This is a genomic window from Pararhodobacter zhoushanensis (assembly GCF_025949695.1).
GTDB classification, from domain to species: Bacteria; Pseudomonadota; Alphaproteobacteria; order Rhodobacterales; family Rhodobacteraceae; genus Pararhodobacter; species Pararhodobacter zhoushanensis_A.
Genome location: NZ_JAPDFL010000001.1, coordinates 3,434,791 through 3,447,638, shown reverse-complemented (window position 1 = coordinate 3,447,638; position 12,848 = coordinate 3,434,791). Strand labels below are relative to the sequence as shown.

Below are 12,848 nucleotides of genomic sequence, written 5' to 3'. Positions count from 1 at the left end.
GAGCGCGTCGGCAGGGGCCGTTGTTCTTCCGGCGGTGCGGGGGAGGCAGGCCAATGAGTTTCACCCTGACCATAAAGACCGCCGAAGACCGCGCAGCCGAGGCTCTGGCGGTGCTCAAGGCGCAGATCGTTGCGGCGGTGGATGCCCGGGTCGAGGCGCAGGCGCGCGCCTTGGGCTACAACGATGCGGCAGCCTGCGCCGGGTATCGCACGTCCACGGTCGCGCCGTGGGCCGCCGAAGCGCAGGCGTTCATCGCGTGGCGCGATGCCGTCTGGCTGGCGATGTATCAAGCGCAGGATCAACAGGTGCCGGAAGGCGGGGCGCTGAGCGTGGACGCGGTGCTTGCCGGCTTGCCGGTCTGGGGCTCAATCGACCCCGAATAGATCGCGGGTGAAAACCTTGTCCGCCACGTCGCTCAAGTCGGCGGCGTGGCGGTTGGCGATGATGACATCGGACTGCGCCTTGAACGCGGCGAGATCGCGTTCGACCCGCGCGCCGTTGAAGCTGTCCTGCGCCAGCGCCGGTTCGTGGATGATGACGGTGATGCCGCTCTCTTGCAGCCGCTCGACAATGCCATGCACTGCGCTTTCGCGGAAATTGTCGCTGTCCACTTTCATCGCCAGCCGGTAGACGCCGACAACGCGCGGGGCGCGCGCGATGATCTGGCTGGCGATAAAGTCCTTGCGGGTGCGGTTCGCCTCGACCACGGCAGCGATCAGGTTTTGCGGGACATCCTGATAATTGGCCAGCAACTGCCGGGAATCCTTGGGCAGGCAATAGCCGCCATAGCCGAAGGACGGGTTGTTGTAATGCCCGCCAATGCGCGGATCCAGCCCCACGCCATCGACGATCTGCCGCGTATCCAGCCCGCGAGACAGGGCGTAGCTGTCCAGTTCGTTGAAATAGGCGACGCGCAAGGCGAGATAGGTGTTGGCGAAGAGCTTGATCGCCTCGGCCTCGGACGGATCGGTGAACAGGATCGGGCAATCTCGCTTGATCGCCCCGTCGCGCAGCAGACCGGCAAAGACCCGCGCCCGTTCGCTGCGTTCGCCGACGACGATGCGCGACGGGTGCAGGTTGTCATACAGCGCGCGGCCCTCGCGCAGGAATTCGGGCGAGAACAGGATCGCGTCATGCCCGGTCCGGGCGCGCAATTGCAGGGTATAGCCCACCGGGATCGTCGATTTGATCACCACAACCGCCTGCGGCGCGTAGCGCAGCACGTCGCGGACCACGGCCTCGACGCTGGCGGTATCAAAGGCGTTGGTCAGTGTGTCGTAATTGGTGGGGGTGGCGACAACGACATAGGCCGCGCCGGTAAAGGCCTGCGCTGGGTCGGTGGTCGCGGTCAGGTCCAGCGCGTGATGCGACAGATACGCCTGAACCTCGGTATCCGCGATGGGCGAGCGGCGCTCGTTGACCGCGCGCACCCGCTCGGCCGAGATGTCCAGCGCACAGACCTCATTGCCCTGCGCCAGCAAAATGGCGTTCGACAGGCCGACATAGCCCAGTCCGGCAACTGCAATTTTCATCGTCCCGTCCCTGCATTTGCGCGCCACAGCCGGCAGGCCTGACCCTTTGAGAACAGGGGCAGACCTGCCGGTTCAATCGGGCAAATGCAAGGCGTGTCCGCGTCAGTCCTGTAGCATCGCGGTAATGGCGGCCAGCGATGCGTCCAGCGGAACGCCCCGGCTTTCCATGTTCAGCCGCACCACCGGTTCGGTGTTGGACGACCGCAGGTTGAAGCGCCAGTCGCCCATATCCAGACTGATACCGTCGGTTTCATCCACGCCGCGGGCGTCGGGCTCATAGCGCGCGCGCACGGCGGCGATGGTCGCCTTGGGGTCGGTCGGGTGAAAGTTGATCTCGCCCGAGGACGGAAAGGCCGCGCGGCGTTGCGCCACCAGATCGGCCAGCGCGCCCTTGCGGCTGACCAGCTCGGCCATCAGCACCATGGGGATCATGCCGCTGTCGCAGAACACGAAATCGCGGAAGTAATGGTGCGCCGACATCTCGCCGCCGTAAACGGCGTTCTCATCGCGCATGGATTGCTTGATGAACGCATGTCCGGTGCGCGATTGCACCGCCGTGCCGCCTGCCTTGCAAACGACGTCCTGCGTGTTCCAGATCACGCGCGGGTCATGGATGATCTTGGCACCGGGTTCCTTGGTCAGAAACACCTCGGCCAGCAGGCCGACGATGTATTCGCCGTCCACAAAGCCGCCCGTGTGGTCGAAGAAGAAACAGCGGTCGAAATCACCGTCCCAGGCGACGGCCATGTCGGCCCCTTCGGCCAGCACCTTGTCGGCAGTGACCGGGCGGTTTTCGACCAGCAGGGGGTTGGGGATGCCGTTGGGGAAGCTGCCATCCGGCGTGTGGTGCATGCGGATGAAGGTCAGCGGCGAGCCTTTGGCGGCCAGCGCCTCGGCGATCGCGTCAAAGGTCGGACCTGCTGCCCCGTTGCCAGCGTTCACCACGATCTTGAGCGGTTTGAGCGCCGAGACGTCGACAAAGCTGAGCACCTGCTCGACATAGGCGGCGCGCGCGACCTGTGCGATATCGGTGACGCTGCCGCCGGGCAGGGCGGGGCCGAACTCATCCGCTTCGGCCAGTGCCTTGATCGACGACAGGCCGGTTGCGGCGTCAAGCGGGGCCGAGCCTGCGCGGACCATCTTCATCCCGTTGTAATCCATGGGATTATGCGACGCCGTCACGCAGATCCCGCCATCCGCGCCGAACTGCGTGGTGGCGAAATACATCTCTTCGGTGCCCGAAAGGCCAAGATCCAGAACCTCGCACCCCTCGGCCACCAGCGCCTTGGCGACCGAGGCCGCCAAGGCCTCGGAACTGGCTCGGATGTCGCGGCCGAGCACAACCTTCTTGGCCCCCAGTGCGCGGGCGAAGCCGCGACCGATGCGAAAGGCGATCTCTTCGTCCAGATCAATGCCCAGCTTGCCGCGAATGTCATAGGCTTTGAAGCAGGTCAGGCTCATCCCTTGGCTCCCTGGCCGCGCGAATAGACATCCTCGTAGCGGATGATGTCATCCTCGCCCAGATAGGCACCGGTCTGCACCTCGATCAGCACCATCGGCACCTTGCCGGGGTTCTCCATGCGGTGCACCGCGCCCAGCGGGATATAGACCGACTGGTTTTCCGTTACCAGCTTGACCTCTTTGTCGACCGTCACCTTGGCTGTGCCCGACACAACGATCCAGTGTTCCGACCGGTGGTGGTGGCTTTGCAGCGACAGCGCGGCGCCCGGGTGGACATGGATGCGCTTGACCTGAAAGCGGTCGGCCAGCACCAGCGTCTCGAACCAGCCCCACGGGCGGTGATCGACCGGGAAGCTTTCGGCCTGCTTGGCACCCTTGGCTTTCAGCGCGGTGACGGCTTTCTTGACGTCCTGCGCGCGGTCCTTGTGGGCAATCAGCACAGCGTCGGCCATGGCGACAGCAACGATGTCTTTCAGGCCGATGCCGACCAGTTCTACCGCGTCGGATTCCGACCGCAGCAGCGTATCCTGGCAATCAATCGCCAGTGCCGCCCCCGAGGTCACGACGCCCGTTGCATCCGGCCCGCCCTCGCGCCAGACGGCTTCCCAGCCGCCCAGATCCGACCACACGCCGCCGTAGGGGATGACCGACAGGTTGTCGGCCTTTTCCATCACGGCATAGTCGATCGAGATATCCTCGATCGCGGCCCAGGGGTCAGGGGCAAGGCGGGTAAAGCCCAGATCAGCCTGCGCCTGGGCCAGCGCATCGCGGACCAGCGCCAGAATGGCGGGCTGATAGGCCTCGAACGCGGCGATCAGGGTGCGGGCCTCGAACAGGAAGATCCCGGCGTTCCACAGATGCAAACCGCCGTCGAGCATGCTTTGCGCCGTGGAAAGGTCCGGCTTTTCGACAAAGCGCACCAGCGGCTGCACGACAGGGGCAAATCCTGCGTCGGGGGCGGTGCTCAGCTCCAGCCAGCCATAGCCGGTTTCGGGGCGGTCGGGGCGGATGCCGAAAGTGACCAGTTGCCCGGCGCGCGCCGCCTCGGTGGCAGCCTGCACGGTGTCACGGAAGTGCTTGGCGTCAGGGATGACATGGTCCGAGGGGGCCACCAGCATCAGCGCGTCGGGATTGCTGGCGCTGATCTGCAACGCGGCCGCCAGAATCGCCGGGGCGGTGTTGCGCGCCGAAGGTTCGATCAGGATGGCGGCGGGCGTCACCTCGGCACTGGTCAGTTGCTCGGTGACGATAAAGCGAAAATCCGAGCCGGTCACGACCACCGGTTGCGCGAACCCGTCGCCGGACAGGCGCTGCGCCGAGGTCTGGAACAGGCTGGCGTCCCCGACAAGCGACGAGAATTGCTTGGGGTACGATTTGCGCGACAGGGGCCACAAGCGCGTACCCGAGCCGCCACACAGAAGAACAGGATGAATCATGGAAGTTGCAGCCTCAAAAAGAATTGGTGGTGTGCCCGAGTGATCCGAAGAGAGCCTTATCCGAAGCACCCAGAGAACTAAGTGTCTGAGCGGTGGAAGAAATCAGACGAAATTTGCGCATGTTCGGCCGAGGGCGTCGGCGCGCCTGATGACAGGCTGGCCGTTGACGGGTGTCCGTGAACGGTGCCGGGCCTGTCGACCGCGATTGTCGCTGGTTTTGCCCAAAAAATAGCCTCCTGAACATGGCGGTCATCAACAGGGTGTCTGGCCCATCGTGTCGTTCGTCCGCGCCGCAAGATCCCGACCTGTGCCAGATCTTGCGGCGCACAGGCGCAGTTTACTTGTCCCGGATGCTACCAGAATCCTGCTCAAGGAACCACTGATACGTCCCAGCGATCCCCTCGGCCAAACCGACCCGCGCGCGCCACCCCATATCGGCAAGACGGCTGACGTCCATCAGTTTGCGCATGGTGCCGTCTGGCTTGCTTGGATCGGTGTCGATCCGGCCCTTGAACCCGGTCGCCGCCGCCACGGTTTGCGCCAGTTCAAGGATCGTCACATCGGTCCCCGAGCCGACGTTGATATGGCTCAGCATCGGTTGGGTGTTCGCGGCGTAAACGTCTTGCGGCAGGTCGAGCACGAAAAGGCTGGCCTCGGCCATGTCGTCGACATGCAGGAATTCGCGCATCGGTTTGCCCGAACCCCAGATCGTCACCACCTCGGTCCCGGCCTGCGCGGCCTCGTGGAAGCGGCGGATCAGGGCGGGCAGGACGTGGCTGTTCTGCGGGTGGAAGTTATCGCCGGGTCCGTACAGGTTGGTCGGCATGACCGACCGGTAATCGGTGCCATGCTGGCGGTTGTAGCTTTCGCACAGCTTGATCCCGGCGATCTTGGCGATTGCGTAGGGCTCGTTGGTGGGTTCCAGAACGCCGGTCAGCAGCGCGTCTTCGCGCATGGGCTGCGGCACGGCCCGGGGGTAGATGCACGACGAACCCAGTTGCAGCAGGCGCGTAACCCCGGCAGCAAAAGCCTGATGGATCACGTTGCACTCGATCATCAGGTTTTGGTAAATGAAATCAGCGGGGTAGGTGTTGTTGGCCATGATCCCGCCAACTTTCGCGGCGGCCAGGATCACCACATCGGGCCGCTCGGCCTGCATGAAGTCGCGCACGGCGGGCTGGTCGGTCAGGTCCAGTTCCGATGACGTGCGGGTGATCAGCGTCAGAGCCTCACCCGCGTCCTGACGCGCCTTCAACCGACGCAAAATCGCGCCGCCAACCATGCCTCGATGTCCGGCGATGTAGATCTTCACGAAGTTTCCTGTCCTGCTGGCTTGCTCCCGGGCATGTCGCTGGCTGAGCGTGCGCGCGGGGCGATCTTGATGGATGCATTCTCAAGGATCTGATCCCAGACGGCCTCAGATGTGACATTGGCGGTCGCATAATCGGCAAATCGATCGATCCGGGCGATGTGTAGATTGTCGCCATGGGCTTCGACGCTACCCGGCGGAAGATCGCCTTTGGCAGTCACATAGAGAAGCTGCGCGCCACCCCGCCTGGACACCAGATCGGCAAGGGTCTGAAGCTCGGCCTTGGGCAGCTCCTGGCGACCTTTGTAGACAAAGATCATGTCCGGGTTCTGAAGTTGTTCTTCCAGGCGTTGCCGCAGATGCGCCACCTTGTGGATCTCTTTTTCGTAGACCGCTTTGTGATCCTCTACGAAGACACTGTCGCGGACCATGTCGGTGTGAAACCGGACACCCGTTCCCCGATCCAGCAACATCTTGGGGCTGGTCGGTTCCAGGTTTTCGAACTGATAGAGATCCTTGAAGTCGTCGCGCAGCAGTCTGGTCAACACCGGAAAGGGGGTGAGCGCCCAACGCAACAGGCTGCTCTTCTTTGGCTGATGGCGCGCCATGACAAACCCGAACTCGCAGTTGTCGCCTAAGCTCTCAAAACGGGCAATATCCATTGGAATTCGCTATCCTTTTATCTTTACGACAAGACATCTGAAGTCACGATTTCCTTCTGCAACGACCTTCAGTTCTGAAATGTCCCTCAGATGCGCGTGGTACATCGAGCAACGGAGGGACAATAGCTTTCAGGACCTCAGTTTTCCACCGATACCGGCAGATCCATGCCATGTGCCTTGAGAAGCGCGTGGCGTTTGGCGGTTTTGAGGTCTTCGGCGACCATCTCGGCGCACATTTCCTGAGCGGTGATCTCAGGAACCCAGCCCAGTGTTTCCTTGGCTTTGGTCGGATCGCCCAGCAGGGTTTCCACCTCGGCCGGACGGAAATAGCGCGGATCGATGCGCACCAGCACATCGCCGGGTTTCACGGCCGGAGCCTTGTCGCCGGTGACCGACACCACGGTTGCCGTTTCGTCGACATCGGAGCCGGTGAAGGCCAGTTCGATGCCCAGCTCGCGGGCCGACCAGGTGATGAACTCACGCACCGAATACTGCACGCCGGTCGCGATGACGAAGTCGTCCGGCGCGTCCTGCTGGAGCATCATCCATTGCATGCGGACATAGTCCTTGGCGTGACCCCAGTCGCGCAGGCTGTCGATGTTGCCCATGTACAGGCAATTCTCGAGGCCCTGCGCGATATTGGCCAGACCACGGGTGATCTTGCGGGTCACGAAGGTCTCGCCGCGGCGCGGGCTTTCGTGGTTAAAGAGGATGCCGTTGCACGCATACATGCCATAGGCTTCGCGGTAATTCACCGTGATCCAGTAGGCGTACATCTTGGCCACAGCATAGGGGCTGCGCGGGTGGAAGGGTGTCGTCTCGCGCTGCGGGATTTCCTGCACCAGCCCGTAGAGTTCCGAGGTCGAGGCCTGATAGAACCGGCAGGTTTTCTCCAGCCCCAGAAAGCGGATCGCTTCGAGCAGGCGCAGCGTGCCGATGCCGTCGACATCGGCGGTGTATTCGGGGGCTTCAAAGCTGACGGCGACGTGGCTCTGGGCACCGAGGTTGTACACCTCGTCCGGTTTCACCTCGGACAGGATGCGCGTCAGGTTCGAGGTGTCGGTCAGGTCGCCGTAGTGCAGCTTGAACCGTGCGTTGTCGATGTGCGGGTCTTGGTAGATGTGGTCGACACGCTGGGTGTTGAACAACGAAGCCCGGCGCTTGATGCCGTGAACTTCATAGCCTTTTTCAAGAAGAAACTCGGCCAGATACGAACCGTCCTGGCCGGTGATGCCGGTGATAAGCGCTTTTTTGACTGTCATTTTCCTACGCAACCTTGAGGCGGGCGAACATGAAATTTTTCGCTTTGCGCCGTTTTACAGGCGGGGTGCTGCATGTGCAACAAAGGATGGGATCGGCGGGAAATCCTATATTGAAGCTAAAAACTGGCGTCTTTTGCGGCCCGTTTAGCCGCGTGTTGCGGGGGGCTGCAGGTGCAGCAATCGTGGCGCGGAACGCAGGTCAGCGCAACTGCGAAGTGGCGGTGTGCGACCTTCTGGATCGCTCACGCCAACCCGGTCCGCGACTGCCGTCGCGGTGGGCGTTCCGGCCCTTTTTCTGCGCATCGCGTTCAAAAATCAATGCCGCTGCGTTCCAGCGTGCGCCATGGGCGCGCCAGACGCTGCGCGACCTCGGAGAACGAGCTCCATTCGCTTGCCAGAAAATGCGGCGCGGCAGTCAGCAGGATCAGATCGGCCAGTGCATACTGCATTTGCTGTGCCGAACGATCGAACCGCTCGCGTCGCAAGAACCGCACCCGCGCGCCATAGCGTTGATGCAGGGCGGCATAGGTTGCGGCCAGATCGGCGGCGACAAACACGCTGAGGTCCGGCTTTATGACCAGCATCCGGTCCAGCCGCGCGATGAACCGGCTGACGTCGCTTTTCTGCCGCCAGGCGACCAGCTCGGCGTGGCGGCTTTCGGGCCAGTTGTCAGGGGCTTCATAGGGCAGATGGTCGAATTCAGGGCCGGTGCCCATGCGGATATGCGCAGCAACATCGACCGGATGGTCAACGCGTGCGACCAGCGCGCGCACCTCGGGCGAGGGGCGCAGCGCGCGCAGGAAGCGGTTTTCCGCCTGAACCGTCCGGTGGGGGCTGTGCAGCGTATAGGCCGACCGCACATAGACATCGCCATCGTCGGGCCAGTCGCGGGCGTTCAACACCTCGCGGAACTGCGAACCGGGTTCGATTTCCATGTAGTTATAAACCCGGGCAGCCCGTGCGCGCATCAGCGCGCCCGCTTCGCCGTCGATGACGGGGCCGTCATAGGCCAGCAGATCGTGCAAGGTCGCTCTGCAATGCTCGTCGCGGTGCCAGACGGTGACCAGCTCGCGCCCGGTGTTGTGCGCGATGACAGCGCCCGAGGCCAGCGCGCGCAGGCGGTTGCAAAGTCCGTGCTGGGCGTCAAGGAACAGTCGGGGCCGACGCCGTCGCAAAACGGACGGTGCGCCCGGTCTTTTGGGGCCAACGTCAGGATGGGATGCCGAACGACGCACCGGCGATCAGCCTTTTGCGTCGGGCGATTTCGGCCCGAGGTGATGCCGCGCTGCGCGCGCCAACCCTGTCACGCGCCACGAAGCCGAACCGTAGACGCGCGTCAGCTCGTCGCTCAGTTCGCGGCACCGGTCGCGCAGGCTGTCACGGTCGGCCTGCGTTGCAGCAAGGGCATCGGCGCTGACCTGCGCGGCTGCTGAATCGGCAAGGAGCTGCGCGGAAAGCAGTGCGATCCTGCGCCGTTCGCTGTCCTGCGCCTCGACCAGGGCGCGTTCAAGCGCCTCGTTCGTTGCCTTGAGCATCAGCCGATCAGCCAGCCGGTCCGTCAACGCCGTGACCTGGGCGCGGTGGCGCGCGGCATCGGCCTGCAGTTGCTGGTCCCGCTCGGCGTGCAGGGTCAGCTCTTTGCGGTGTTGGGCCAGTGCTTTTTCCAGCGCGGTGACGCGGTCGCGGGCTTGGTCGCTGTCGCGGCTTGCTTGCACGAGAGCTGTTTCGAGCTGCAGCAATTGTTGGGTCAGCAGGTCCGATTGCGCCATTGCATCGCCAAGCGCACGGGACTTGCCCTCAAGGTCTGCGGCGCTCTGTCGTTGTTCCTCGCGGGCTCTTTCCAGCGCGGCCCGCTGGCCGGCGCTGTCTTTCTTCAACTGCCCGATCTCTGACCGGGCTTGGTCGTGGCTGTCCCGAATGCTGCGGTCGGCCTCGGTCTGCCGCGCGACGGTTGCCTGCAAGTGCCGGATCTGCGCCTCAAGCGCGCGCTGCTGCGTCAGCGCGCTGACGACGGTGTTCAGGGTATCGGTGGGGGTAGAGGGGGCCAGCGTGCAGGCCGCGAGTTCGTCGATCAGCGCCGTCACCGTCTCGTCGCTTTGCAGCAGGGCCTGCGCTGCGGCGCGAAAGACCGCATCGGGCAGGGCAGGCGGATCGATGGCGGGTGCCGCAGCGGGGCCGCCAAGACCGCAGCGATGCGCGATTTCGGACCACAGCGCGGTGGCCTCGGGTTGCGCCAGGCTGCTCAGGTCGATCAGGGTCAGGCGCCGGCGCGCCTTGCGAAGCCGCGCGGCCAGATCGCGGCGCGTGGCCAGCCAGTCCTGACAGGCCTGTGCCGTGTCTTGGTTTGTGCTGAGCGCCAGCGCCAGACTGTCGACCGGGTTCAGCGTGACAACAAGCACCGGACCGTCCTTGTCGAGCGCCCCGTCAAGCGATGTCGCTTGCCGCGTTCCCGGTCCGAGCGCGTCGCATATCCGGGTCAGGGTGGCACGTCCCGGCGTATCCAGGAAGAAAACCGCCGGTTGCGCCGATGTCGGCGTGTCGCTGCGTGTTCGTTTCATCCAGAGATCAACGTACCAAAATTCTGACAATCATATCTTGAAACACATCCGACTCGCTTAATCCATCCCCGATGGCGTGCGGCTGAGGGGGCCATGTCAGGCCTCGCTGGACAGGGTATAGGGGACGCTTGCCAGCCCGTGGTTTGCCGGGATGCAAAACAGCCGCATGGCGCGCAGAGTCAGAGAGAAATCGGCGGTCGGCAGGTCGATGACAAGGGTGTGATACCCCTCGTTCGCGCAGATCGCGTCAAAGGGCGCCAGCGTGTGAAACGCGGCTGTGACGCCGTTCTCGGCGCTCAGGCGCAAGGGGTCCAGCCATGCCGTGTCTTCCGTGCCCCACGCGGTCGCGCTGCGCAGAAAGAGCGCGAGGTCTGCTGCCACGTCCATGCTGCCCTCGATGAGCAGGCACAGCACGTCCCCGACCTGCAGGGTCGTGGAACCAAGATCGAAATTGAGCGTCAACCAGCGCGGTGTCCCGGTCACGACACCGGCAATCTGCACAAGCTCGTCGCGGGCGCTTGTCGCGGTCAGGGTGACCTGCGCAGCCTCGCTGTCCCAACTGGGGTAGATCTTCGGTGTGAACGCAACATCATTGACCAACGTCTCGCACAGCTCTGCCGCGCGCAGGGCGGCCAGCGGGCCGCGCGTGAAGACGTCGAAAATGTCAGACACGGTGAACTCACCTGTGAGCGGTCGGAAGAACTGGACGGTATCAGCCCGGCGCGCGGCGTACACGCGATTTTCGCCAGCGCGGCGGCGACATGGCGGCTGCACGCCGATGGGCGGGGCGGGCGGAGGGGGCAGGGTGACACGAACCGGCCCGGGCGCAGGGTCGCTGACAGACCCTGATCGGAATTAAGCGGGTGTTCATGAACAGCGTCTAATCTCTGGGCGTGCACCGACGCTTTCGGCAAAGACAGGTCAGCAGATGAATGAACTCCTCTCCGGGTCTCACAGGGCTCATCACAGCAGCGCGACCAGCAACGCCACCCATGATGCGCTGGCGTGGTTCGATCTGGGGCAGGTCGACCGGGATCAGGCAGCAAGGCTTGGTCCGATCAGCGATCAGGTGGCCGACCAGATCATTGAGGAATTCTATGCCCATATTCTGCGCTTTGATAACGCGGCACAGAAATTCACGTCCAAAGGTCAGATCGAGCAGGTGAAGGCGGGGCAGAAAAAATACTTTACGGACCTTATCTCGGCCGAATTTGACGATGCCTACGTTGCCGACCGTCGCCGCATCGGCGGCATCCATGAAGTGGCGGGGATCACCCCCACGCTCTATATCGGCTCTTACGCCTATTATCTGCATCGGCTGGGCACCCTGATCGGCGACATGATGGCCGAAGACCCGGCGACGGCCTTCCGGCTGTTCCTGTCGCTGGCCAAGATCGCCCATTTCGACATGGCGCTGGCGCTCGAAACCTATGTCGAGACGCGCGAAGCAACGATCGAGCGGCAACAACGCCTGATGAGCGAACTGCCCACGCCGGTGCTCAAGCTCAAGCAGGGGCTGCTGTTGATCCCGGTCGTCGGGATGCTGGACCGGTCCCGGGCGCGCAGCCTGACCGTGTCGCTGCTCGAAGGCATTCGCCAGTTTCATGCCCGCGCGGTGGTGCTCGACATTACCGGGGTGGCCGACGTGGACAGCTCGGTGGCCAACCACCTGATCCAGTCCATGCAGGCCGCCCGGTTGATGGGCGCGCGCTCGATCCTGACCGGGGTCTCGTCAGATGTGGCGCAGTCTTTGGTCAAGATCGGTGTGATCGGGGCTGATCTGAACACCGCCGGCGATCTGGAATCCGGCATCATCGAAGCCGAAGCGATCCTGGCGAGGTAGAGCATGACCATCCGTGTGCCGATTTTGCAGCAAGGAAAGGTGCTGATCGTGTCGGTTCAGGATGCGCTGTCAGACAGCGACCTGCTGAATTTGCAACAGGACCTGTTGGACAAGGTGTTCTCGGTCAATGCCACAGGGGTCGTCATTGATGTGAGCGCGCTGGACGTGCTCGACAGTTTTGGCACGCGGACATTGTCCGATATTGCCGCCGCGATCCAGTTGCGCGGGGCAAAGACCGTGATCGTCGGCATACAGGCCGATGTGGCCCTGTCGATGGTGCTGTTGGGCCTGTCGCTGCCGAAGGTCGCCACGGCGCTGGACCTTGATGCAGGCATGGCGTTGCTGGGCCCAAGGCACGTGCCATGAACACGGTTGAAAGCGATATCGTCATGGCCTGTCAGATTGCGTCCGATGCCGATATTGTCTCTGCCCGCCAACAGGGGCGCACGGTCGCTGCCGATATGGGCTTCAGCCGACCGGATCAGGCCCTGATCGCCACCTCCATTTCCGAGCTGGCGCGCAACATCGTCAACTACGCCAAAACCGGAACGATCGAACTGTCGCTGGTGAACCGGGGCAGCAAGCGCGGCTTGCGCGTTGTCGCCAAGGACAGCGGGCCGGGCATCGAAAACCTGGAAGCCGCCATGACTGACGGGTTTTCGACCGCCAGATCACTGGGGCTTGGTCTGCCCGGGACGCGGCGGATGGTCGATGACTTCCATATCGCCTCGGAGCCGGGCAAAGGCGTCAAAGTGACGGTTGTCAAATGGTTGCATTGAACGCCG

Annotated in this window: 13 protein-coding genes; 4 read left to right on the top strand and 9 right to left on the bottom strand. The window is 63.4% G+C overall.

Annotated elements, in window-relative coordinates:
- Positions 1–53: 53 nt before the first annotated feature.
- Positions 54–383, top strand: a complete 330-nt coding sequence (locus OKW52_RS17105) for a hypothetical protein (protein ID WP_264506795.1) — start codon at positions 54–56, stop codon at positions 381–383.
- Here OKW52_RS17105 and OKW52_RS17100 read toward each other — a convergent pair.
- From OKW52_RS17100 to OKW52_RS17060, 9 genes are all read right to left on the bottom strand, one after another.
- Complete coding sequence (locus OKW52_RS17100) at positions 366–1,532, bottom strand: nucleotide sugar dehydrogenase (protein ID WP_264506794.1); 1,167 nt, start codon at positions 1,530–1,532, stop codon at positions 366–368. The two genes, OKW52_RS17105 and OKW52_RS17100, sit on opposite strands and share 18 nt — an antisense overlap.
- Positions 1,533–1,634: 102 nt before the next feature.
- Positions 1,635–2,993: a phosphohexomutase domain-containing protein gene (locus tag OKW52_RS17095; protein ID WP_264506793.1), complete on the bottom strand. Its 1,359-nt coding sequence runs from the start codon at positions 2,991–2,993 to the stop codon at positions 1,635–1,637.
- Positions 2,990–4,429 (bottom strand): mannose-1-phosphate guanylyltransferase/mannose-6-phosphate isomerase, encoded by a 1,440-nt coding sequence (locus OKW52_RS17090; protein WP_264506792.1) that lies wholly within the window; start codon positions 4,427–4,429, stop codon positions 2,990–2,992. Before OKW52_RS17090 ends, OKW52_RS17095 begins: the two co-directional genes overlap by 4 nt.
- A gap of 337 nt (positions 4,430–4,766) precedes the next feature.
- Positions 4,767–5,741, bottom strand: a complete 975-nt coding sequence (gene fcl, locus OKW52_RS17085; protein WP_264506791.1) for a GDP-L-fucose synthase — start codon at positions 5,739–5,741, stop codon at positions 4,767–4,769.
- Entirely contained in the window at positions 5,738–6,400 is a 663-nt protein-coding gene (locus OKW52_RS17080) for a hypothetical protein (RefSeq protein ID WP_264506790.1), read from the bottom strand. Before OKW52_RS17080 ends, fcl begins: the two co-directional genes overlap by 4 nt.
- 137 nt (positions 6,401–6,537) lie before the next feature.
- Positions 6,538–7,662 carry a GDP-mannose 4,6-dehydratase gene (gene gmd / locus OKW52_RS17075; protein ID WP_264506789.1) on the bottom strand — a complete coding sequence of 375 codons (1,125 nt, stop codon included), beginning with the start codon at positions 7,660–7,662 and terminating at the stop codon, positions 6,538–6,540.
- A gap of 308 nt (positions 7,663–7,970) precedes the next feature.
- The gene (locus OKW52_RS17070) at positions 7,971–8,837 is read right to left on the bottom strand and encodes an O-fucosyltransferase family protein (RefSeq protein ID WP_264506788.1); all 867 of its coding nucleotides are present in this window, start codon (positions 8,835–8,837) and stop codon (positions 7,971–7,973) included.
- A gap of 66 nt (positions 8,838–8,903) precedes the next feature.
- Entirely contained in the window at positions 8,904–10,220 is a 1,317-nt protein-coding gene (locus tag OKW52_RS17065) for a coiled-coil domain-containing protein (protein ID WP_264506787.1), read from the bottom strand.
- Positions 10,221–10,316: 96 nt separating this feature from the next.
- The gene (locus OKW52_RS17060) at positions 10,317–10,892 is read right to left on the bottom strand and encodes a hypothetical protein (RefSeq protein WP_264506786.1); all 576 of its coding nucleotides are present in this window, start codon (positions 10,890–10,892) and stop codon (positions 10,317–10,319) included.
- Positions 10,893–11,148: 256 nt separating this feature from the next.
- Between OKW52_RS17060 and OKW52_RS17055 the strand changes: the two genes are divergently transcribed.
- From OKW52_RS17055 to OKW52_RS17045, 3 genes are read left to right on the top strand one after another with little or no spacing between them, the layout of a single operon-like run.
- Positions 11,149–12,063: a protoglobin domain-containing protein gene (locus tag OKW52_RS17055; protein ID WP_264506785.1), complete on the top strand. Its 915-nt coding sequence runs from the start codon at positions 11,149–11,151 to the stop codon at positions 12,061–12,063.
- A gap of 3 nt (positions 12,064–12,066) precedes the next feature.
- Positions 12,067–12,429: an STAS domain-containing protein gene (locus OKW52_RS17050; RefSeq protein ID WP_264506784.1), complete on the top strand. Its 363-nt coding sequence runs from the start codon at positions 12,067–12,069 to the stop codon at positions 12,427–12,429.
- Positions 12,426–12,842 carry an anti-sigma regulatory factor gene (locus OKW52_RS17045; RefSeq protein WP_264506783.1) on the top strand — a complete coding sequence of 139 codons (417 nt, stop codon included), beginning with the start codon at positions 12,426–12,428 and terminating at the stop codon, positions 12,840–12,842. Before OKW52_RS17050 ends, OKW52_RS17045 begins: the two co-directional genes overlap by 4 nt.
- The last annotated feature ends 6 nt before the right edge of the window (positions 12,843–12,848 follow it).